The 22,364-nt window shown below is 63.6% G+C and carries 21 protein-coding genes; 8 read left to right on the forward strand and 13 right to left on the reverse strand.

Going from position 1 to position 22,364, the window contains the following annotated elements; translation table 11 throughout:
* Window positions 1–324: 324 nt before the first annotated feature.
* Genes AB6804_RS23665 through AB6804_RS23675 form a run of 3 tightly spaced genes read right to left on the reverse strand, consistent with a single transcriptional unit; the run spans window position 325 to window position 3,248 of the window.
* A complete protein-coding gene (locus tag AB6804_RS23665; RefSeq protein ID WP_370888557.1) occupies window positions 325–1,767 on the reverse strand; it encodes an NAD(P)(+) transhydrogenase (Re/Si-specific) subunit beta in 1,443 nt (480 codons plus the stop codon).
* The gene (locus tag AB6804_RS23670) at window positions 1,768–2,088 is read right to left on the reverse strand and encodes an NAD(P) transhydrogenase subunit alpha (protein ID WP_035961918.1); all 321 of its coding nucleotides are present in this window, start codon (window positions 2,086–2,088) and stop codon (window positions 1,768–1,770) included. It abuts the gene before it with no gap.
* A 14-nt stretch (window positions 2,089–2,102) separates the two neighbouring features.
* Complete coding sequence (locus AB6804_RS23675; RefSeq protein ID WP_370888558.1) at window positions 2,103–3,248, reverse strand: Re/Si-specific NAD(P)(+) transhydrogenase subunit alpha; 1,146 nt, start codon at window positions 3,246–3,248, stop codon at window positions 2,103–2,105.
* A 204-nt stretch (window positions 3,249–3,452) separates the two neighbouring features.
* Between AB6804_RS23675 and AB6804_RS23680 the strand changes: the two genes are divergently transcribed.
* The 4 genes from AB6804_RS23680 to AB6804_RS23695 all read left to right on the forward strand — a co-directional run bounded on the left by AB6804_RS23680 (window position 3,453) and on the right by AB6804_RS23695 (window position 7,048).
* On the forward strand, window positions 3,453–3,935 hold the full coding sequence (locus AB6804_RS23680) for an NUDIX hydrolase (protein ID WP_370888559.1): 483 nt from the start codon (window positions 3,453–3,455) through the stop codon (window positions 3,933–3,935).
* A gap of 30 nt (window positions 3,936–3,965) precedes the next feature.
* Window positions 3,966–5,105, forward strand: a complete 1,140-nt coding sequence (mnmA, locus tag AB6804_RS23685) for a tRNA 2-thiouridine(34) synthase MnmA (protein WP_370888560.1) — start codon at window positions 3,966–3,968, stop codon at window positions 5,103–5,105.
* A gap of 125 nt (window positions 5,106–5,230) precedes the next feature.
* The gene (locus AB6804_RS23690; RefSeq protein WP_370888561.1) at window positions 5,231–5,788 is read left to right on the forward strand and encodes a TetR/AcrR family transcriptional regulator; all 558 of its coding nucleotides are present in this window, start codon (window positions 5,231–5,233) and stop codon (window positions 5,786–5,788) included.
* Window positions 5,789–6,022: 234 nt separating this feature from the next.
* Window positions 6,023–7,048 carry an alpha/beta hydrolase gene (locus AB6804_RS23695; protein WP_370888562.1) on the forward strand — a complete coding sequence of 342 codons (1,026 nt, stop codon included), beginning with the start codon at window positions 6,023–6,025 and terminating at the stop codon, window positions 7,046–7,048.
* Between the two features lie 38 nt (window positions 7,049–7,086).
* On the opposite strand, the gene AB6804_RS23700 is transcribed toward AB6804_RS23695, so the two are convergent.
* From AB6804_RS23700 to AB6804_RS23720, 5 genes are all read right to left on the reverse strand, one after another.
* A complete protein-coding gene (locus AB6804_RS23700) occupies window positions 7,087–7,698 on the reverse strand; it encodes a glutathione S-transferase N-terminal domain-containing protein (RefSeq protein ID WP_370888563.1) in 612 nt (203 codons plus the stop codon).
* Window positions 7,699–7,999: 301 nt separating this feature from the next.
* Window positions 8,000–8,683, reverse strand: coding sequence for a membrane integrity-associated transporter subunit PqiC (locus AB6804_RS23705; protein ID WP_370888564.1), 684 nt, complete (start codon window positions 8,681–8,683; stop codon window positions 8,000–8,002).
* A complete protein-coding gene (locus tag AB6804_RS23710; RefSeq protein ID WP_370888565.1) occupies window positions 8,680–10,341 on the reverse strand; it encodes an intermembrane transport protein PqiB in 1,662 nt (553 codons plus the stop codon). The genes AB6804_RS23705 and AB6804_RS23710 overlap by 4 nt, the downstream gene beginning before the upstream one ends.
* Window positions 10,334–11,023, reverse strand: coding sequence for a paraquat-inducible protein A (locus tag AB6804_RS23715; protein WP_370888566.1), 690 nt, complete (start codon window positions 11,021–11,023; stop codon window positions 10,334–10,336). The genes AB6804_RS23710 and AB6804_RS23715 overlap by 8 nt, the downstream gene beginning before the upstream one ends.
* The gene (locus AB6804_RS23720; protein ID WP_370888567.1) at window positions 11,020–11,682 is read right to left on the reverse strand and encodes a paraquat-inducible protein A; all 663 of its coding nucleotides are present in this window, start codon (window positions 11,680–11,682) and stop codon (window positions 11,020–11,022) included. Before AB6804_RS23720 ends, AB6804_RS23715 begins: the two co-directional genes overlap by 4 nt.
* Window positions 11,683–12,093: 411 nt before the next feature.
* Here AB6804_RS23720 and AB6804_RS23725 point away from each other — a divergent pair, with 411 nt between their 5' ends.
* The 3 genes from AB6804_RS23725 to AB6804_RS23735 all read left to right on the forward strand — a co-directional run bounded on the left by AB6804_RS23725 (window position 12,094) and on the right by AB6804_RS23735 (window position 13,968).
* Window positions 12,094–12,663 carry a cytochrome b gene (locus AB6804_RS23725; RefSeq protein WP_370888568.1) on the forward strand — a complete coding sequence of 190 codons (570 nt, stop codon included), beginning with the start codon at window positions 12,094–12,096 and terminating at the stop codon, window positions 12,661–12,663.
* Window positions 12,664–12,776: 113 nt separating this feature from the next.
* Window positions 12,777–13,340 carry a YceI family protein gene (locus AB6804_RS23730; protein ID WP_370888569.1) on the forward strand — a complete coding sequence of 188 codons (564 nt, stop codon included), beginning with the start codon at window positions 12,777–12,779 and terminating at the stop codon, window positions 13,338–13,340.
* A 64-nt stretch (window positions 13,341–13,404) separates the two neighbouring features.
* Window positions 13,405–13,968: a YceI family protein gene (locus AB6804_RS23735; protein WP_370888631.1), complete on the forward strand. Its 564-nt coding sequence runs from the start codon at window positions 13,405–13,407 to the stop codon at window positions 13,966–13,968.
* A 75-nt stretch (window positions 13,969–14,043) separates the two neighbouring features.
* Here AB6804_RS23735 and secF read toward each other — a convergent pair whose 3' ends face one another.
* The 5 genes from secF to queA form a co-directional block, all read right to left on the reverse strand.
* Window positions 14,044–14,994 carry a protein translocase subunit SecF gene (gene secF / locus AB6804_RS23740; protein ID WP_370888570.1) on the reverse strand — a complete coding sequence of 317 codons (951 nt, stop codon included), beginning with the start codon at window positions 14,992–14,994 and terminating at the stop codon, window positions 14,044–14,046.
* An 18-nt stretch (window positions 14,995–15,012) separates the two neighbouring features.
* Window positions 15,013–17,082, reverse strand: a complete 2,070-nt coding sequence (gene secD, locus AB6804_RS23745) for a protein translocase subunit SecD (protein ID WP_370888571.1) — start codon at window positions 17,080–17,082, stop codon at window positions 15,013–15,015.
* Between the two features lie 130 nt (window positions 17,083–17,212).
* Complete coding sequence (yajC, locus tag AB6804_RS23750) at window positions 17,213–17,542, reverse strand: preprotein translocase subunit YajC (RefSeq protein WP_370888572.1); 330 nt, start codon at window positions 17,540–17,542, stop codon at window positions 17,213–17,215.
* Between the two features lie 206 nt (window positions 17,543–17,748).
* Window positions 17,749–18,909 carry a tRNA guanosine(34) transglycosylase Tgt gene (gene tgt / locus AB6804_RS23755; RefSeq protein ID WP_370888573.1) on the reverse strand — a complete coding sequence of 387 codons (1,161 nt, stop codon included), beginning with the start codon at window positions 18,907–18,909 and terminating at the stop codon, window positions 17,749–17,751.
* Window positions 18,910–18,959: 50 nt separating this feature from the next.
* Window positions 18,960–20,006: a tRNA preQ1(34) S-adenosylmethionine ribosyltransferase-isomerase QueA gene (gene queA, locus AB6804_RS23760; RefSeq protein ID WP_370888574.1), complete on the reverse strand. Its 1,047-nt coding sequence runs from the start codon at window positions 20,004–20,006 to the stop codon at window positions 18,960–18,962.
* An 81-nt stretch (window positions 20,007–20,087) separates the two neighbouring features.
* Here queA and recG point away from each other — a divergent pair, with 81 nt between their 5' ends.
* Window positions 20,088–22,277 carry an ATP-dependent DNA helicase RecG gene (gene recG, locus AB6804_RS23765; RefSeq protein WP_370888575.1) on the forward strand — a complete coding sequence of 730 codons (2,190 nt, stop codon included), beginning with the start codon at window positions 20,088–20,090 and terminating at the stop codon, window positions 22,275–22,277.
* Window positions 22,278–22,364 lie beyond the last annotated feature (87 nt).

Genomic DNA, 22,364 nt, shown 5'->3' on the forward strand with positions numbered 1-22,364 from the left:
GACGCCGTAGCCAGGCGGCTCAACGAACGTCCTAGAAAAACACTAAACTTCGATACGCCAGCTGAGCGATTTAACCAGATCGTTGCATCGACCGGTTGAATCCGCCTCTGGCAATCGCCGTTCGCAACGTGTACGTCGCTGCGGGTGTCGCGAATCCGGACTTCGACTGCGTCGTTACCTTTTTCGATACCCTCTTCGCGAGCAACCGAATGCGACTTCCTCTTAAAGGGATCTTGGTCGTTGGCTATTAAGCGGTGAAGTGGCATGACGTCGGGCGCTCGTCCGCCACTGGCGAACGAGCGCCGTGCTCCTCAGCGGGAAACGCTACTCCACCGCCTTCATCATCTCCTCGACAACCTTCTTCGCATCGCCGAACACCATCATCGTCTTGTCCATATAGAACAATTCGTTATCGAGCCCGGCGTATCCCGCCGCCATCGACCGCTTGTTCACGATGATCGTCCTCGCCTTGTACGCCTCCAGAATCGGCATTCCGGCAATCGGCGATTTCGGGTCCGTCTTCGCCGCAGGATTCACGACATCGTTCGCGCCGAGCACGAGCACGACATCCGTCTGCCCGAACTCGCTGTTGATGTCCTCCATCTCCTGCACCATCTCGTAAGGTACTTCCGCTTCCGCTAGCAGCACGTTCATATGCCCCGGCATCCGCCCGGCGACAGGATGAATCGCATACCGGACATCGATGCCCTTCTCGACGAGCTTGTCCGTCAGTTCCTTCAACGCATGCTGCGCGCGCGCCACCGCCAGCCCGTACCCCGGCACGATCACCACGCTTTCGGCATTGCCGAGCATGAACGCGGCGTCATCGGCGGATCCGGATTTCACCGGCCGCTGTTCCTGCGCGCCGCCCACCGCGGCACTGCCCGCTTCGCCGCCAAAGCCGCCCAGGATCACGTTGAAGAACGAGCGGTTCATCGCGCGGCACATGATGTACGACAGAATCGCGCCCGACGAGCCGACCAGCGATCCCGCGATGATCAGCATCGGATTGTTCAGCGAGAAGCCGATGCCCGCCGCCGCCCAGCCGGAGTAGGAATTGAGCATCGACACGACCACCGGCATATCCGCGCCGCCGATCGGAATGATGATCAGCACGCCCAGCGCGAACGCGATCAGCGTCATGATGACGAACGGCAACCACGCCTGCGTCACCATGAAGATGATGCCGAAGCCGATCATCGCGACCGCGAGCAGCAGGTTGATCAGATGCTGCCCCGAGTACACCACCGGCGCGCCCTGAAACAGCCGGAACTTGTACTTGCCCGACAGCTTGCCGAACGCGATGACCGAGCCTGAAAACGTGATCGCGCCGACGAACGTGCCGATGAACAACTCGACGCGATTGCCATACGGAATTGGCTCGCCGGGCGCGGCCAGCCCGAACGCTGAAGGCTCCGACACCACGCCATACGCAATGCAGACCGCCGCGAGACCGATCAGCGAGTGCATCGCCGCGACGAGTTCGGGCATCTTCGTCATCTCGACTTTCGCCGCGATATACGCGCCCGCGCCGCCGCCGATGATCAGCGCCGCGAACAGCAACGACAGCCCGAGCGCGAGATTCGCCTCCAGAAAAGCGGCCTGTTTGACGATCAGCGCGAGCGTCGTGACGATGGCGATCGCCATCCCCGCCATGCCGAACGTATTGCCGATGCGCGCGGTCTTCGGATTCGACAGGCCCTTGAGCGCCTGAATGAAGCACACCGACGCGACCAGATACAGGAGATTGACGACGTTCAGGCTCATTTACGCGCCCTCCTTGCTGACGAGCTTCTTCGGCTCCTTCTTCTTGAACATTTCCAGCATTCGCCGTGTGACGAGGAAGCCGCCGAACACGTTCACCGCCGCCAGCAGCACCGCGAGCGTGCCGAAGAACTTGCCCGCACCGCCGACCGTCAGCCCGACGGCAAGCATCGCGCCGACGATGACGATCGCGGAGATCGCGTTGGTCACGGCCATCAGCGGCGTATGCAGCGCCGGCGTGACGTTCCAGACGACGTGATAGCCGACGTAGATCGCGAGCACGAAGATGATCAGGTTGATCACCGTGTGATTGATGACATCCATGTTCGTCTCCGTGTTCAGGCGGTGGCGCGCGCGGGCTGTCCGTCGCGGCACTGAAGCGTGGCCGCGACGATGTCGTCCGCGAGGTCGATGTTGAGCGTGCCTTCCTTTGTGAGGATCAGCTTCAGGAAGTCGAGCAGGTTTCGCGCGTAGAGCGCGGAGGCATCGGCGGCGACCATCGACGCGAGATTCGTATGGCCGACGATATGCACGCCGTACTTCATCACCACTTCGTCGACTTCCGTGAGCGGGCAGTTGCCGCCCTTTCGGCCTTCGAACTCGGGACCGCGTCCGGCGGCGAGATCGACGATCACCGAGCCGGGTTTCATGTGCTTGACCGTTTCGACCGACAGCAGCGTCGGCGCGGGGCGGCCGGGAATCAGCGCCGTCGAAATGACGATGTCCGCCGCCTTCGCACGTTCATGCACCTGCGCCGATTGCCGCGCGAGCCAGCTTGGCGGCATCGGCCGCGCATAACCGCCGACGCCTTCCGCCGCTTCCCGTTCCTCGGCGGTTTCGAAGGGCACGTCGACGAACTTCGCGCCGAGCGATTCGATCTGTTCCTTCACGGCGGGCCGCACATCCGACGCTTCGACGACCGCGCCCAGGCGCTTCGCGGTGGCGATCGCCTGCAAGCCCGCGACGCCCGCGCCAAGCACCAGCACGCGCGCCGCTTTCACGGTGCCGGCGGCGGTCATCAGCATCGGCATGAAGCGCTGGTAGTAGTGGCACGCGATCAGCACCGCCTTGTATCCGGCGATATTCGCCTGCGACGACAGCACGTCGAGACTTTGCGCGCGGGTCGTGCGCGGCGCGGCTTCGAGCGCGAACGCCGTGACGCCCGCCGTGGCGAGCCGCGCGGTGTTTTCTGTGTTGAAGGGATCGAGCATGCCGATCAGCACGGCGCCCGGCGTGAGCAAGCCCAGTTCGGCTTCGGCCGGCGATTGAACCTTGAGAACGATTTCGGCCGAAAAGGCGGTGGCGGCATCGACGATATCCGCGCCGGCGGAGGCGAACGCGTCATCGATATAGCTGGCTCGCACGCCCGCGCCGCTCTGCACCGACACCCGATGCCCTTGCGCGACGAGTTTTTTCACCGTCTCCGGCGTGGCGGCGACGCGCGCCTCGTTCGCCCGCGTTTCAGCAGGCACTCCGATGTGCATTTTCGAATCCTCCGGTCTTGTTTTATCTTCCCGCGCCCTGGGGCCCGGCGGCGGGAAAGATCGAGGCTGAGTTTTGTTTCAAATGCTGGATCGACGGCTAGTGCCACTGTAACCGAAGAATGCGCGCCAAAAATGCGATCCGGCACCGCGCTAACCCTTAGGCCGCGCGCGCGTGTTCGGGGCCGGGACGGTAAAATGTCGGCCATGAAATCAGATACTTGGGCTCCACACGTCACGGTTGCGGCCATCGTCGAACGCGACGGGCGGTTTCTCGTCATCGAGGAACATACATCCGCAGGGCTGCGAATCAACCAACCGGCCGGTCACCTCGAAGCCGGCGAAACGCTCGTCGAAGCGGTGATCCGCGAGACGCTCGAGGAAACGGCGCATCGCTTCGAGCCCGAGGCGCTCGTTGGCGCGTATATGACGCACTTTGCGCGGCCGGGGCGCGATGTCACGTATCTGCGATTCACGTTCTGCGGAAAGTCCGCGGGCGAAGTGGCCGGCAGGGCGCTGGACAAGGGCATCGTCCGCGCGATGTGGCTCACGCCCGACGAACTGCGCGCGACCGTTACACAGCATCGGACGCCGCTCGTCATGCAGTGCGTCGACGATTACTTGTCCGGGCGGCGCGTGCCGCTCGATTTCATCCATACGCATTCGGTCGCGCCGGTCGTGCGCGCCTGACCCGCTCGCGCGGAACAAAGCGGTATTTCTATGAGCAAGCAAAGAGTGGTGGTGGGCATGTCGGGCGGCGTGGATTCGTCGGTCACGGCATGGCTCCTGAAAGAGCAGGGCTACGACGTCGTCGGCCTGTTCATGAAGAACTGGGAAGACGACGACGACAGCGAATACTGCTCGACGCGCCAGGACTGGATCGACGTGGTGTCGGTCGCGGATCTGATCGGCATCGACGTGGAAGCGGTGAACTTTGCCGCCGAGTACAAGGACCGCGTGTTCGCCGAATTCCTGCGCGAGTATTCCGCCGGCCGCACGCCGAATCCGGACGTGCTGTGCAACGCGGAGATCAAGTTCAAGGCGTTTCTGGATCACGCGATGTCGCTCGGCGCGGAAACCATCGCGACCGGCCATTACGCACGCGTCCGTGAACACGACGGCCTCTTCCAGTTGATGAAGGCCACCGATGCGACGAAAGACCAGTCGTACTTTCTGCATCGGCTGAACCAGCAGCAGCTTTCGAAGACGCTGTTTCCGCTCGGCGAAATCCCGAAGACGAAGGTTCGCGAAATTGCCGCGCAAATCGGCCTGCCGAACGCGAAGAAGAAGGACTCGACCGGGATCTGCTTCATCGGCGAGCGGCCGTTCCGCGAGTTTCTGAATCGATACTTGCCGACGAAACCCGGACCGATGAAGACGGCGGAAGGGAAGATCGTCGGGGAGCATATCGGGCTCGCGTTCTACACGTTCGGGCAGCGCAAGGGCATCGGTATCGGCGGCGCGAAGGACGGCAGCGGCGAGCCGTGGTTCGTCGCCGGCAAGGACATGGCGAGCAACACGCTCTACGTCGTGCAGGGCCACGATCATCCCTGGCTGCTGTCGCATACGCTCGTCGCCGGCAATACGAGCTGGGTCGCGGGCTTCGCACCCGACGACGGCGCGGCCTGCGGAGCGAAGACGCGGTATCGGCAGCAGGATGCGGCGTGCCGGTTTTCCGCTTTATCCGCCGATCACGCCCGCTTCGAGCTGCGCTTCGACGATGCGCAATGGGCGGTCACGCCGGGTCAGTCGGCCGTGCTGTATCAGGGCGATGTCTGCCTGGGCGGCGGCATCATCGAGCGCGCGGCGGCGGGCGTCGCTCAGGACGCGTCCGCACCGGCCGTCCCGACCGCCATCTGAAGGATTGCCCCGGCATCACCGCCGGGGCTGGCTATCGATTCGATAAAAACTTATTTGATACAAGTGCTTGACTGTCTACCTATCAGTAGATAAATTTCACCCATCGAGAGCAGGGGAAAGAAGTCATGGACAAGAACACGGTACGCGAATCACTGCTGGACCACGCACAGACCATCATGATGACGCGCGGCTACAACGGCTTCAGTTATCGCGACTTGTCCGAACTGGTCGGCGTGAAGACGTCGAGCATCCATTACTACTTTCCGACCAAGGAAGACCTCGCGCTGGAAGCGGTGAACGCGTACAGCGCCGACGTCATGTCGTCGATTTACGCGATCGACAGTTCCGCTCCCGCCGAGAAGAAGCTCGATCGCTACACGCGGCTGTTCGGGCGAATCATCGGCGACGGCAAGCAGATTTGTCTCTGCGGCATGCTTGCGTCGGATATGGAGTCGCTGCCCGAGAACGTTCGCCATGCAGTGCAGGCATTTTTCAAGGCAAACGAGAGCTGGCTCGCGAAGGTGCTTGCGGAAGGCGATGCGCAGGGCACGCTGAACGCACGCGGCAAGCCGGAAGCAACGGCGCGGGCGCTGTTCGCAGCGTTCCAAGGAAGTTTGCTCGCCTGCCGGCTGTTTCAGACGCGCGCGCGGCTGGAAGAAGTCGCCGATTCCGTGCGCCGGTAGATAAACCTGTGGATAACTCTGTGCAAAAGCAGGTATAAGCGTCGGACATTCTATCTTTTGATAGGTAGATTTTGGCGAGGCGTCAGTGGCGTGCAAAGCAATGCCGGCTCTCGTCAGAGCGACGCAGTCGCAATCAGAAACGTCGTGTTCGCTTGTAAAAGCAGAACCTTAGTCTGAAGAGTTATCTATCTAGTAGTAGATCCAAGTCTCGAAGTTCAACCACCGGAGTCACTCATGAAAAAGCTCAAGACCGCCATCATCGCCAGCGCAGTTGCAACCGCCGTCTTCGCTCACGCCGCAGCCGATGCCGCGCCTGTCCTCGAACCGGCGACACAGCAGTTCATCGATGCCCTTGCAGCCAGCAACGCCCCGCCGATCTACACGCTGTCCCCCGCCGATGCGCGCGACGTGCTGGCCGGCGCTCAGTCGCATCCGGTGAAGAAACGGGCGGCGGCCATCGAAGACCGCGTCATCCAAGCTGGGCCGACCGGCAAGATCGCGCTGCGCATCGTGCGGCCTGAGCATGCGAAGGGCGCGCTGCCGGTCATCATGTATCTCCACGGCGGCGGCTGGGTGCTCGGCGACAAGAACACGCACGATCGCCTCGTGCGCGAGATCGCGAACGGCGCGCAGGCGGAGGTCGTGTTCGTCGACTATGACCGCTCGCCGGAAACGAAATACCCGGTGCCGATCGAGCAGGCGTACGCCGCGACCCGCTACGTGGCGGAACACGCACGCGAGTTCAACGTGGATGCATCGCGCATGGCGGTGGCGGGCGACAGCGTCGGCGGCAACATGGCGGCGGCCGTCACGCTGCTCGCAAAGGAACGCGGCGGCCCGGCCTTGCGTGCGCAGGTGTTGTTCTATCCGGTGACGGATGCCCGCTTCGACGACGGCTCCTACAACGAGTTCGCCAACGGCCCGTGGCTGACTCGCGAGGCGATGAAGTGGTTCTGGGACGCCTACGCGCCGAACGCGGCGGATCGCGAGAAGATCACCGCGTCGCCGCTGCGCGCGACCATCGACGAATTGAAGGGCTTGCCGCCGGCGCTCGTGATCACCGATGAAAACGTCGTCCTGCGCGATGAAGGCGAGGCCTACGCCCGCAAGCTGACGCAGGCCGGCGTGCCGGTGACATCGACGCGATACAACGGCACGATCCACGATTTCGTGATGCTGAACGCCCTCGCGCAGACTCCGGCGACGCGGGCGGCGATCGCGCAAGCCAGCGCAACGCTGAAGGCCGCGCTCAGCAAGTAAGGATGAAGCCGCTCCCGTCCATGGCGGGAGCGTGCTCATCAGGCGGGCGCAGTATCGACGAACGACTGTCTCTGCGCGAGGCGCGCGTAGAACTTGTCGAGCGCCGGATGCGCTTCGCGCCAGTTCAGGTCGGGCATGCGGAAGTCGAGATAGGCGAGCGTGCAGCCGCAGGCAATATCCGCCAGCGTGAAGCGGTTCGCCGAGCACCACTGCTTCGAGCCAAGGCCCTGCGCCATCGCGCGCAGGCCGTCGTCGATCTTGTGACGCTGCCGCGCGATCCACGCTTCGCTGCGATGCGCCTCCTCGCGCAGCACGCCTTCGAGACGGATCAGCACGGCGGCGTCGAGCATGCCATCCGCGAGCGCCTCCCAGCAGCGCACTTCGGTGCGCTCGCGCCGCTCCTGCGGCAGCAGTTTGCCGACGGGCGTCAGCGTGTCCACGAATTCGCAGATGACGCGCGAATCGAATACCGCTTCGCCGTCGTCCAGAATGAGACACGGGACTTTGCCGAGCGGATTGAAGTCGTGGATTGTCGAATTGGATGCCCAGACATCTTCGAGCACCAGTTCGCAGTCGATCTTCTTTTCCGCCATCACGATCCGCACCTTGCGGACGAATGGACTCGTGTGCGAACCGATCAGTTTCATCATTTATTCTTCGCGTTTTGTTTCGGATACAGCCGACCGACGATCTTAACCGCGCATACGCGACCAAACGGCAATTTCGAGATGGAGCGGGCGGGGGGTGTCGTCTGGCGACAACATCGCGCCGTTCCCTGAACAAGAAGCATAGGAAACCGATGTTTCGCTGACGAAGGCAAGCAGTCCGGAGCACGCTTGCATGGCCCGGACCTGCGTAGTGCGCACGAACCGTTGTGGAGGATGACGAAAAGCCGGCCGCGGGCACGAAGCCCGCGTCAGAGCCGGCTGAACCCGCCGCGCGCCGACGACACTACTGCGCACTGGCAGTAGTAGCGCCGCCCGATGGCGGGCACGGCAGAATCGGCGGAGTAGCTTGCTTCGAGGACGACGACCCGGACGACCCGGTCGGCGCGGAACCGAGGCTTCGCACGCCTGCGGAAATCGCCGAAGCGATGTCGTTCACCGCCTTGCGATGCCCGTCGACGAGCGCATCGTAGCCATCGCCGACGCGCTCTTCCGCGATCGTCCGGCACGTCATCACCGCTTGCGACGCGCCGCCGCGCACGCTCCAGACCGCGTCGATGACCGCCTGCGATCCCGGCCACGATTCGAACCGCTGCACCTTCACCTTCACGCGATACACCCGCGCCGAATCCGGATATGGCGTGCCATAAACGTCGATCGCGTTCAACTGCTGCGCGAGATCGCCGGATAGCGCGCGCCGCACTTCGTCGGCGGGAAGCGAGGCCCAGCGCTCCTGTTCGAGCACGCTCACCTGCGCGGGGCTGGACTGCACGACGAGCTGATTGCGCGCCACCTGCTGCGGCACGTCCACAGGCGCGAGCTCGAAATAGAACGACGCCGGCGCCGACGATACCGCGACCGGCGCGACCGCCGTGCCGCCAAGCGTATAGAACCGGCTCGACGGCGAGGACGAACATGCGGCGAGCACGCCCGCCGCGCCCAAAGTCAACAACAACGCGCCGATTCTCATGGCTTGTCTCCCGGTTTGCCGCGCAGCAACGATTCCGGATGACGCTCCAGATAATCGGCGAGCGAATTGAGCGATTGAAGCGTCCGCGTGAGTTCCTGCATCGCCTGATGCACGTCGGACTGAAGCGGCGAATCCTGCTGAAGCGTCGACTGCGCCTCGCCGAAGGTCTTCTTCGCCTGCGTGAGCGTATCGCGCACTTCCGGCACGACTTCGTTGCCGAGCTGATCGAAGAGCGCATTGGCGTTCTTCAGCGAGCCGTTCAGGTTCTTGCCGATCTCGTCGAACGGAATCTTGTCGAGCTTGCGCGCGATGTCTGCGATCTGAAGCTGCAGTTCGTCGAGCGTGTTGGGCACCGTCGGCAGTTCGAGCGGATCGTTGCTTGCGCTCACCTTCGCGGGCGGCGCCTTCGGGAAGAAGTCGAGCGCCACGTAAAGCTGGCTCGTCAGCAAATTGCCGGTGCGCAACTGTCCGCGCAGGCCGCGCTTCACGAGCAGTTCGAGCATGTCGTGGCTCGCCGCCGTGCCTTGCTCGGGCAACGCAGCCCGCGCGCGCCTGCCGAGCCGATCGGGGTAGAGGTCGATCGTCACCGGCATCATGAACGAATGCGACTGCTGGTCGTATCGCACGCCGATGCCCGTCACCTGACCCAGCACGATGCCGCGGAAATCGACCGGCGCGCCGACCGACAAGCCGCGCAGCGACTGATTGAAGTTCATCACGACATGCACCGGATCGCCGTCCGGGTCCCTCATCGCGTCGGCCTGATCCGAGGCGAGCCGGAACGTGGCGTTCTCCTTCGCCTGCGGGCCGGCTTCCTGATTCGGCGGCGTCTGGAACGCAATGCCGCCGAGCACGACCGTGGCAAGCGACTGCGTATTGAGCGTGAAGCCGCTCGAATCGAGCCGCAAGTCGACGCCGCTTGCATGCCACCAGCGCGAGTTGCCGCCGACGTATTGATCGTAAGGCGCGTTGACGAAGACTTGCATCGTCACGCCGGTGCCGTCCTTGTCGAGCGAAAACGCCGTCACCTGGCCGACTTGCACGCGCCGGTAATAGACCGGCGAGCCGATATCGAGCGATCCGAGCGATTCGCCGTGCAGCGTGAACGTGTGGCCCTTCTGGTCGCCGGTGACGGCAGGCGGCGTTTCCAGACCGACGAAGTAGGTCTGGTCCTCGGTCGACTTGCCGGCATCGACGCCGATGTAGGAACCGGACAGCAGCGTCGACAGCCCGGTCACGCCGCTCGCCGCCACACGCGGGCGCACGACCCAGAAGCGCGTGTCCTTCACGGCGAAATCGGTCGCTTCCTTGGTGAGCTGAACGTCGACGAGCACGCGCGAATGATCCTTCGACAACGTGATGGTCTTCACCGTGCCGACGTCCACGTCCTTGTACTTGACCTTGGTCTTGCCAGGCTCCAGTCCTTCGGCGCTGACGAAGCTGATCGTCACCGTCGGGCCGCGGCTCGATACCGTCTTGACGACGAGAAACACGCCGATCAGCGCCGCGACGATCGGGATCACCCACACCAGCGACGGCAGCCACCGGCTGCGCGGCTCGATCACCGGTTCAGGAAGATTCGGCGGCAGTCCGCCGCCGCTGCCCCGTTCGGGCGTGTCGTTCGATTTCGGCCCGTCCGGACCTTGGCCACTAGTCATATTTCTTTCCTGACGGTTCTATGTTGTCCCATATCAGACGGGGATCGAACTGCATGGAGGCGAGCATCGTCAACACGACGACCGACGCGAACGCGAGCGCCGCCGGTCCCGCCGTGATCACCGCCACCGACTTGAATCGAACCAGTGCGACGGTGAGCGTGACTACGAAGATATCGAGCATCGACCAGCGGCCGATGCCTTCCACTACGCGATACAGCGTGGTGCGCTGGCGCGGACGCCATACGGAACGCCGCTGCACGGTCACGAGCAGAAACCCGAGCGAGAGCAGCTTAAGCATCGGCACCAGAATGCTCGCGACGAAGATGACGATGGCAAGCGGATAGTCGCCGTCGTTCCAGAAGAGCGCGACGCCGCTCATGATCGTGTCGTCCTCGGCCCCGAGGATCGACGACGTATGCAGCATCGGAAAAACGTTCGCGGGAATATAAAGGATCGCGGCGCTGATGAGTAGCGCCCATGTTCGCGCGATGCTGTCGGGATTGCGCCGGTGCACGACGGCGTCGCAGCGCGTGCACCGCTGCTTCTCGATCGTGCGCGCGAGCGGCTGCACGAGTCCGCACGAATGACACGAGACGAGCTGCGCGCGCGATGCCGTCGTATAGAGCGTGGGTGTCGGTGTTTCCGGCTCGTCGATGGCTGCGTCGAGCGATTTGTCGTTCACGTCTTGTGCCTCACGGATGGCGCGAGCGGCTTGCGCGCACGCCGCGTCGGCAATTCGTTCGCGATGTCCCACAGCGAGCGCGGATCGAAGCTCACGACGACCGCGACCATCAGCGTCAGTGCGCCGAAAGCGAAGAGCGCGGCCTCGGGAATCACGCGCGCGACGCTCAACATCTTTACGAGCGTGACGAGCACGCCGAGCATGAACACTTCGATCATCCCCCACGGGCGCACGAACTGAATTGCACGCAACGTGAGATGAAAGCCCGGCGGCACGTAACCCGCGCGCACGGGTATCAGCACGTAGAGCAGGGCGACCAGCTCGCATAGCGGGAAGAGAATCGTCGCGCAAAAGACCAGCACCGCGACGACCTGCATCTGTTCGTTCCACAGCGCGACGATTGCGCCGATAAGCGTCGTCTGCGACGTGATGCCGTTTGCATCGAGTTCGACGATGGGAAACGCCTGTGCGATGACGAACGTGATGAGCGCGGCGAGCGTCGTCGCGCAGATGCGGTCGAGATTGCGCGCGACGCTGCGATAGAGCACCGCGCCGCAACGCGGACAGTTCGCCGAACTGTGCTCGGGAAGCGCGCGCTTCGTGAAGAGCGCGTCGCATTCGTGACACGCGATCAGTGGTTCCGATTCGTTCACGTTCATAGTTCGAGGGCGAGCCTTCTCATGCGTGTTCCATGCGTGTTTCGTATGCGCCGCGAGACGGGGCCCGGAGCCGGACGAGCAAGTACCGAGCCAGCGGGCGATGGTAGCAGGATGGTAACAAACCGGCTTTCGCCGCGACATGAACGGAATAAGACGGGCCGCTGCATCGTTCTGTTGTGTTCGCGGCGCGACCACGATGGACCGTTGCACAGGCAGAATAGTTCGTTGCATAAAAGGCGTGCATCGCGGCGAATCGCCCGGAGAGCCGCGCCGGGCCTGGCTTTGCCTGCTGGCGGCAGCCGTTTCTGCGCATACTGGCAATTCACGGACGTTGCGGTAGCATGGCGGCGCGTGCATCGGACACACCCCGAAAGCATGCGCGATTCGAACATTCCCAGGACATCACGCACCATGGAAAGCAGTGTTGGCATCACGCCGGCGGCACCCGCCGAACGATACAGCCCTACGGCAATCGGCCTGCATTGGCTCATCGCGTTGCTCATTATCGGCGGCTTCTATCTCGGCTGGATCATGACCGATATCCCCGGCTTCACGCCGACGAAGCTCAAGTACTACTCGTGGCACAAGTGGATCGGCGTGACCGTGTTCGTGCTCGCGGCCTTGCGGCTCGCGTGGCGCGTCACGCACCGCGCGCCGGCGCTGCCGCCGGGCACGCCGCGCTGGCAGCAAGGCGCGGCGCACGCCACGCACATGCTGCTCTACGTGCTGATGCTGGTGATTCCCGCGTCAGGCTATCTGTACAGCTCGGCTGCGGGCCTGCAGGTCGTGTATCTCGGCGTGCTGCCGCTGCCGACGATCATCGGCCCCGACAAGGCGCTGAAGGCGACGCTGCGCATCGTGCACGTCGCGCTGAACTACGGGCTGCTGGTGCTCGTCGCCATGCACGTGCTCGCCGCGCTCAAGCATCACTTCGTCGATCGAGATGGCTTGCTCGGGCGCATGCTGCCTTTCGTCAAGTAAGCGTTGTCGATTGTTTCCTCGCAGTTTGCAGGACATTTCCGGCCGGCTGTTGGAAACGGCATGCTTTTGATTTCCAATACCCGCTGTTCGTTAGAACCGTTCAGAAGGCACACATGAAAGTGAAACTCAATCGTTGGATGGCGGCCGCCGTGGCCGTGACGTCGCTTGCAGTCGCAGCGGCCGCAGCGGCGCAAGTGGATATGGCGAAGAGTTCGGTCGTCGCCACGTCGAAGCAGATGAACGTGCCCACCGACGGCAAGTTCAACAAGTTCAGCGCGCAGATTGCGTTCGATCCGGCGAAGCCGACAGCGGGCAGCGCGAACATCACCATCGACACGGGCAGCTACGACCTCGGCGACGACGAGTACAACAAGCAGGTGCGCGGCAAGGAATGGTTCGATGCGGCCGCGTATCCCACGGCAACGTTCGCTTCCAGCGCGATCGCGCCGGCGGGCGGCAACCAGTACAAGGTGACGGGCAAGATCACGATCAAGGGCAAGTCCCAGACGGTCACGGTGCCGGTCACGATCACGCAGCAAGGCGCCACCGAAACGTTCGACGGCTCCTTGCCGATCAAGCGCAGCCAGTTCGACATCGGCACCGGCGAATGGAAGGACACGTCCGTCGTCGCGGACGAGGTCGTCATCAAGTTTCACATCGTCGCCGCCAAGAAGTGAGCGGCGGATATTTCACGCGAATTCAACGCACATTCTGTAGGAGAACAACTTGAAAAAGATTTCGATGATCGCGGCGGGCGCGCTCGCCGCTGGCCTGTCCTTCAACGCGATGGCCGCCGATACGTATCAGCTCGATCCGAACCATACGTATCCGAGCTTCGAGGCGGATCACTTCGGCGGCGTGTCGACGTGGCGCGGCAAGTTCAACAAGAGCAGCGGCACGGTGGTGCTCGACCGCGCGGAGAAGACCGGCACAGCGGAAGTGACGATCGATCTGGCGTCCATCAACACCGGCAATGCGAAGCTCGACGAGCATCTGCAAAAAGCGGAATTCTTCGATACCGCCAAGTATCCGACGGCGGTCTACAAGGGCACGTCGATCCGCTTCGACGGCGACAAGCCGGTTGAAGTCATCGGCTCGCTGACGATGCACGGCGTCACGAAGCCGCTGAATCTGAAGATCGAGAGTTTCAAGTGCTTCGTGAACCCGATGCTGAAGAAGGAAGTCTGCGGCACGGAAGCCACGGCGACGTTCGATCGCGGCGACTTCGGCATCGACTATGGCAAGTCGTACGGTTTCAGCCTGAAGACGGTACTGCACATTCAGGCGGAAGGCATCAAGCAGTAACTCCCGCTGCAAACGAAAAAGCGGCCGGTCTGTGTGGACCGGCCGCTTTTTTTCATGCGTCGCATACGCTTGGGATCAGACCTGCGCCCCTGCGTTCGGATCGTTCGGATCGAACTTGTCTTTCTTGTCCTTCACGAGATCCTCACGCTTCACGCCGAACCACATTGCGAGCGCGGCGGCCACGAACACCGACGAATAGATACCGAAGAGAATACCGACCGTCAGCGCCAGCGCGAAGTAATGCAGGGTCGGGCCGCCGAACAGGAACATCGACAGCACCATCATTTCCGTACAGCCGTGCGTGATGATGGTTCGCGACATGGTGCTCGTGATCGCGTGGTTGATGACTTCGGTCACCGTCATCTTGCGCTGCTTGCGGAACGTCTCGCGAATCCGGTCGAAGATAACCACCGACTCGTTCACCGAATAACCGAGCACCGCGAGAACCGCCGCCAGCACCGAGAGCGAGAACTCCCACTGGAAGTAGGCGAAGAAGCCGAGAATGATCACCACGTCGTGCAGGTTCGCGATGATGCCCGCGACCGCGTACTTCCACTCGAAGCGGAACGACAAGTAAATCACGATGCCGATCACTACGCACGCGAGCGCGGCCAGGCCGTTGGTGACGAGTTCCTTGCCGACCTGCGGACCGACGAACTCAACGCGCTGCAAGCTCACTTGCGGGTCGTTGGCCTTCAGCGCGCCCATGACCTGTTCGCTCTGCTGCGCGGACGTCAGCCCTTGCTTGAGCGGCAGGCGGATCAGCACGTCGCGCGAGGTGCCGAAATTCTGCACTTGCGCGTCGGCATAGCCGAGCTTGGCCATCGTGCCGCGCACGGGTTCGAGCGACACGGCTTGCGGATACTGCACCTCGACCACGGTCCCGCCGGTGAACTCAACCGACAGATGCAGCCCGCGATGCACGAGAAAGAACACAGCCGCGAGAAACGTGATGAGCGAGATTGCGTTGAAGATCAACGCGCGCTGCATCAGCGGCAAGTCACGGCGAATGCGGAAGAATTCCATGTTTGGTTACTCCGGGGCTCAGTGGGACGAGCCCGGTTTCTGTTGGTCGATGCCCGGGCCCGAACGGCGGCGCACGGTCGGCTTGCCGGAGCGCGCGGGCGTGGTCGGGACCGCGGCGCGCGGCGCGACCGCGGCGGTCTTCTTCTTGCCCGTGGCCGTCGTGATGACCTCGTCGACAGGGGAATCGTCACCGCGCTGCGCCGCCAGATAAGCGGCTGCCGCAGCGTCGCCATCCGCGCCTTCCGGACGCCACACCTGACCGATCGCCAGCGACTTCAGCTTCTTCTTGCCGCCGTACCACAGGTTCACGAGACCGCGCGAGAAGAACACGGCAGAGAACATCGACGTCAGAATGCCGATACAGTGCACTACCGCGAAGCCGCGCACCGGACCGGAGCCGAACGCGAGCAGCGCGAGACCGGCGATCAGCGTGGTCACGTTCGAGTCGAGAATGGTCGCCCAGGCGTGCTTGAAGCCTTCCTGAATCGCGGTCTGCGGCGGCGCGCCGTTGCGCAGTTCTTCGCGGATACGTTCGTTGATCAGCACGTTCGCGTCGATCGCCATACCGAGCGCGAGCGCGATAGCGGCGATGCCCGGCAGCGTCAGCGTGGCCTGCAGCATCGAGAGAATCGCGACGAGCAGCAGCAGGTTCACCGACAGCGAGAGCATCGAGATCAGGCCGAACAGCATGTAGTACACGATCATGAAGACGGCGATCGCGGCGAAACCGTAGGTGACCGAATCGAAGCCCTTCTTGATGTTGTCGGCGCCGAGGCTCGGTCCGACCGTGCGTTCCTCGATGATGTCCATCGGCGCGGCGAGCGAACCGGCGCGCAGCAGCAGCGCGAGATCGGTCGCGGCTTGGGCGGTCGGCTGGCCGGTGATCTGGAAGCGGTCGCCCAGTTCGGACTGGATGTTCGCCACCGTCAGCACTTCGCCCTTGCCCTTTTCGAACAGCACCATCGCCATCGGCTTGCCGATGTTCTCGCGCGACACGCTCGCAATGGCGCGTCCGCCCGCCGAGTCGAGGCGGATGTTGACCGACGGACGCTGATGATCGTCGAAGCCCGTCGACGCGTCGATGATGCGGTCACCGGTGAAGATCACCTGCTTGCGCAGCAGCACGCGGCGGTCGCCCTGCTTGAAGGCTTCGTCGCCCGGCGGCACCGGATCGTTCGGGCCGATGTACGTGTTGACCGGGTCCGCGAGACGCGCTTCGAGCGTCGCCGTGCGGCCGATGATGTCCTTCGCCTTCGCCGTGTCCTGCACGCCCGGCAGCTCGACCACGATGCGGTCCGCGCCCTGTTGCTGGATCACCGGCTCCGCGACGCCCAGTTCGTTCACGCGGTTATGCAGCGTCGTGATGTTCTGCTTGAGCGCGCCATCCTCGACGGCCCGCTGCGTCGCGGCCGAAAACGTGCCGACCACCTGGAAGCCGTCGCCGCCCTGACGCGTCGTCCATTGCAGTTCGGAAACGCCCGTCGTGAGCAGGGTGCGCGCGTTTTCCGCCACGGCCTGATCGGAGAAGTTCACCACCACCGATTGCCCCACGCGGTTCACACCGCCGTCACGGACATTGCGGTCACGCAAGTAAGTGCGGGCGTCGGCTGCGTCGGAGTCGAGCTTCTTGTTCAGCGCGCCGGCCATGTCCACTTGGAGCAGGAAGTGCACGCCGCCGCGCAGGTCGAGACCGAGGTACATCGGCAGCGCATGCAGCGCCGTCAGCCAGCGCGGCGAGGCGCTCTGCAGGTTCAGCGCGACGATGTACTGCGGATCGGCCGGGTCGCTGTTCAGCGTCTTCGTGAGCAGGTCCTTGACGCGCAACTGCGTGTCGGTGTCCTTCAGGCGCACGCGAATGTTCGCGTTGGCCTGTGAATTGTCGAACGTGATTTCGTCCGCGCTGATCTTGCTGGCCGCGAGCGCGCCTTCGACATTGGCGAGCGTCGACGAATCGAGCTTGACCGTTGCCTTGCCGCTCGACACCTGCACCGCGGGCGCTTCGCCGAAGAAGTTGGGGAGCGTGTACACGAGGCCGATGACGAGCGCCACCAGCATCACGACATACTTCCAGAGGGGATAACGATTCATGGGGATGGCCGAACGGAAAGTTGGCTTCGGAGGAGAGGGCGTCCGGCGTTATGCGCAACGAGCCGGCTAAGTTGACTCGTCGACTCGGATGGCTCGGAGCGAGGCCGCGCCGGACGCGAAAATACTGGCCTTACAGCGACTTGATCGTACCCTTCGGAAGAATGGTCGTAACCGACGCCTTTTGCACGGTTATTTCCGTGCCCTCGGCGATTTCGACGCCCACATACGCGTCCGACACCTTCGTGACCTTGCCGACGATGCCGCCGTTCGTCACCACTTCATCGCCCTTGGCCATGGCCGCGAGCATGTTGCGATGTTCCTTCTGACGCTTCATCTGCGGACGGATCATGATGAAGTACAGCACCGCGAACATCAGGATCAGCGGCAGGAAGCTCATCAGGCTCGATTCAGCACTGCCCGCGGTTGCGCCTTGTGCAAAGGCATTGGAAATGAACGACACGTTGGTCTCTCCGTTATACGTCGAAAATACGTTCAAAAACTAGGTCAGAAATTAGCCCGGTATTCTACCACTCGCCCATGCCGCGAAAGTCCCCGGAATGCGCTTTGGCATCAAGCCGTTACGGCATCCGCACGGCGTTTTCGCGGCAATGGAAAGCTAATTGTAATGCGTCGCCGCATCCTGACGGCGAATTGCCGGTCGCCCGCTTAATCGACGCCCCGCGCGCGGTTTTCCGCGAACGTTTTGCGGAACGCCTCGAAAGTGTGACTTTCGATCGATTCGCGCACTTCGCCGATCAACTGCAGGTAGTAATGCAGGTTGTGGATGGTGTTCAGTTGCGCGCCCAGAATTTCGCCGACGCGATGCAAATGATGCAGATACGCCCGCGTAAAGTTCTGGCATGTGTAGCAGCCGCAGCTTTCGTCGAGCGGCTTCATCGAATTCTTGTGCGTCGCGTTCTTGATCTTGAGGTCGCCGAAGCGTGTGAAGAGCCAGCCGTTGCGCGCGTTGCGCGTCGGCATCACGCAGTCGAACATGTCGACGCCCGCCGCCACGCCTGCCACGAGATCCTCCGGCGTGCCGACGCCCATCAGGTAATGCGGCTTGTCCGCAGGCAGCTTCGGGCCGATGTGGTTCAGCACGCGCATCATGTCGTCCTTCGGCTCGCCGACCGACAGCCCGCCGATCGCGAATCCGTGGAAAGGGATGTCCGAAAGCCCCGCCAGCGATTCGTCGCGCAGGTCTTCGAACATGCCGCCCTGCACGATGCCGAAGAGCGCATTCGGGTTGCCGAGCCGCGTGAATTCGTCGATGGAGCGCTTTGCCCAGCGCATCGACATGCGCATGGAATCGGCGGCGTCCTGATGCGAGGTCGGCACGCCGTTGGTCGAATAGGGCGTGCATTCGTCGAACTGCATGACGATGTCGGAGTTCAGCACCTTTTGAATCTGCATCGACACTTCAGGCGACAGGAACAGCCGGTCGCCATTGATCGGCGACGCGAACGTGACGCCTTCTTCGGTGATCTTGCGCAGATCGCCGAGCGAAAATACCTGGAAGCCGCCGGAATCGGTGAGGATTGGCCGATCCCATCCCATGAAGCGATGCAGCCCCCCGTGCGCGCCGATGGTCTCGAGACCGGGCCGCAGCCACAAATGGAACGTGTTGCCGAGGATGATCTGCGCGCGAATTTCTTCGAGTTCGCGCGGCTGGATCGCCTTGACCGTGCCGTACGTGCCGACCGGCATGAAGATCGGCGTTTCGATGACGCCGTGGTTTAGCGTGAGGCGGCCGCGGCGCGCTTGGCCATCGGTCGTGAGCAGTTCGAACTTGAGCCCGTTATCGGGCGGGGTGTGATTCTCGGTCATTGAGGTTCCTGCCACCGGAGAACAGTCCGGCGCAAAGGTTGATGAAATGGTCAGGCGGAGCGCGTGAGCAGCATCGCGTCGCCGTAACTGAAGAAACGGTATCGCTGTTCGATCGCGTGGCGGTAAGCGTCGCGGATCGTGTCCATGCCGGCGAAAGCGGAGACGAGCATCATCAGCGTCGACTTCGGCAGATGGAAGTTCGTCACGAGCCGGTCGACGACGCGGAATTCGTAACCCGGCGTGATGAAGATGTCGGTCTCGGCGCTCGTCGCGGATAGCGGGCGGCCGGCTGCGGCGGCGTCGCGGGCGGCGGCTTCGAGCGCGCGCATCGACGTCGTGCCGACGGCGATCACCCGATTGCCGCGCGCCTTGACCGCCGCGATGCGGTCGACGAGCGTCTGCGGCAGCGCATACCATTCGCTATGCATCTTGTGCTCCGCGACGTTCTCGACGCGCACCGGCTGGAACGTGCCCGCGCCGACGTGCAGCGTGAGCGTCGCGCGCTCGACGCCGCGCGCATCGAGCCGGGCGAAGAGGGCGTCGTCGAAATGCAGGCCCGCCGTCGGCGCGGCCACGGCGCCGGGATTGGCCGCATAGACCGTCTGGTAACGCGTTTCGTCGTAGGCGTCGGCGTCGTGTTCGATGTAAGGCGGCAGCGGCAAGCGCCCGTATTGCTCGATGAGCGTCAGGCAATCGGCGGGAAAATGCAGCGTGTAGAACGGTTCGACACGCTCGCCGACCGTCACGTCGAAGGCATCGGCGAGCCGGATGGTGCTGCCCGGCCCCGGGCTCTTGCTCGCGCGGATTTGCGCGAGCGCGGTCGTCGCGCCGGTCAGACGCTCCACCAGCACTTCCACGCGCCCGCCACTGGCCTTCTGGCCGAAGAAGCGCGCCTTGAGGACTTTGGTATCGTTGAACACGAGCAGATCGCCGGGCTCGACGAGATCGGGCAGTTCGGAGAAGCGCCGGTCGGTGAGCGTGGCCGGCGTACTGCGGTTGTCGACTTCGAGCAGACGGCTCGCGCTGCGCTCGGCAAGGGCGCTCTGCGCGATCAGCTCGGGCGGCAGATTAAAATCGAAATCGGAAAGCGTGAACATGGCTTGAAGTCGCACGAACGATGGCGCAAACACGCAGATCCGCGCCGAACAAACCTCACATTGTACTTGCGAAGAGATTCGATGCCCTTATCCGACCGCCGCCTCGCTTCATCGACCGATGTGCTTCCGGATCCGGAAGAAAGCGTCGCGCCGCCCGCGAGGAAGCGGGCCAAGGCTGCGGACAGCGCGGAAAAGAAGCCGAAGCCCGTCGTCAAGACGGCGGACAAGCTCGCGCGGCTCGGGCTCAAGTCGGACATCGATCTCGTCCTGCATCTGCCGATGCGCTACGAGGACGAAACATCGCTGACGCCGATTGCCGAACTCATTCCCGGCGATAACGCGCAGACCGAAGGCATCGTGTTCGACAATGAGATTGCCTACCGTCCGCGTCGCCAGTTGCTCGTCAAAATTCACGATGACGCCGGCGACGAACTCACGCTGCGCTTTCTCAACTTCTATGGCTCGCAGGTCAAGCAGATGGCCATCGGCACGCGGCTGCGCGTGCGCGGCGACGTGCGCGGCGGCTTCTTCGGGCTCGAGATGGTGCATCCGGCCGTGCGTCCCGTCGACGAAGACACGCCGCTGCCGCAGGCGCTGACGCCGGTTTACCCGGCCACGGCGGGCATTTCGCAGGCGTATTTGCGCAAGGCGATCGACAGTGCGCTCGCTCGCGTTTCGCTGCCGGAATTGCTGCCCGGGCCGGTCGCGCGGGCGCATCTTGCGCCGCTCAACGTGCCGGGCCTGCTCGATGCGGTGAAGACGCTGCATCATCCGCGCGCGGATTCCGACGAAACCGCGCTCATCGACGGGACGCATCCGGCGTGGACGCGGATCAAGTTCGAGGAATTGCTCGCGCAGCAGTTGTCGCTCAAGCGCGCGCACGCCGAGCGGCGCACGCGCGCCGCTCCCGCCATGCCGCGCCGCGCCGCCGACGACGCCGGTTCCCTCGTCGTGCGCCTCTTGCGCGCGCTGCCGTTCAGCCTGACGGGCGCGCAGGAGCGCGTGTGCGCCGAAATCGCAGGCGAACTGACGCTTGCGCATCCGATGCAGCGTCTTCTTCAGGGCGATGTCGGCAGCGGCAAGACCATCGTCGCCGCGCTCGCGGCGGCGCAGGCCATCGACGCGGGCTATCAGGCCGCGCTGATGGCGCCGACCGAAATTCTCGCCGAACAGCACGCACGCAAGCTGCGCGGCTGGCTCGAGCCGCTCGGCGTGTCGGTGGCGTGGCTCGCGGGCAGCCTCAAGGCGAAGGACAAGCGCGCGGCGAGCGAAGCGGCGGCGCTCGGCACCGCGCAACTCGTGATCGGCACGCACGCGATCATTCAGGACACAGTGGAGTTCGCGCGCCTCGGCCTCGTCATCGTGGACGAGCAGCATCGCTTCGGCGTCGCGCAGCGGCTTGCGCTGCGGGCAAAGGCGATCAACGCGGCCGACGGCAGGCACGACTTCCAGCCGCACCAACTGATGATGTCCGCGACGCCGATTCCCCGCACGCTCGCGATGACCTATTACGCCGATCTCGACGTGTCGACCATCGACGAACTGCCGCCGGGCCGCACGCCGATTCTCACCAAGATCGTGTCCGATGGCCGGCGCGACGAGATCATCGGCCGCGTGCGCGAGGCGGCGCTGACTGGGCGGCAGGTCTATTGGGTCTGTCCGCTGATCGAAGAGAGCGAAACGCTGCAACTGCAAACGGCCGTTGAAACTTACGAGACGCTCGTCGCCGCACTCCCGGAACTGCGCGTCGGACTGGTGCACGGCCGGCTCGCGCCAGCGGAAAAAGCCGCGGTGATGGACGCCTTTACGCGCAACGACGTGCAGTTGCTCGTCGCGACGACGGTGATCGAAGTGGGCGTCGACGTGCCGAACGCGTCGCTGATGGTGATCGAGCATGCGGAGCGGTTCGGCCTCGCGCAGTTGCATCAGTTGCGCGGGCGGGTCGGGCGCGGCAGTGCGGCGTCGGTATGCGTGCTGATGTACTCGAATCCGCTGTCGCAGACGGCGCGTGCGCGACTTCAGACGATGCGCGAAACCACCGACGGCTTCGAAATCGCCCGGCGCGATCTCGAAATTCGCGGTCCCGGCGAGTTTCTCGGCGCGCGGCAATCCGGCGAGGCGATGCTGCGCTTCGCCAGCCTCGAAAACGACGGCTGGCTGATCGAACCGGCGCGCGAGGCGGCGCAACATATGCTCGATGCGTTCCCGGACGCCGTCACGCAGCATCTCGCGCGCTGGCTTGGCGCGCGTGAACAGTATTTAAAGGCCTGACGAAGAACTCGCCGCCGCCTTGTCTGTCCCTATTGGATGCGACACCTGACACACGCGACAGACGCGCGCGCCGATGCAAGACCAGTT

The sequence above is a fragment of the Caballeronia sp. RCC_10 genome (assembly GCF_041360715.1).
Taxonomy (GTDB): domain Bacteria; phylum Pseudomonadota; class Gammaproteobacteria; order Burkholderiales; family Burkholderiaceae; genus Caballeronia; species Caballeronia grimmiae.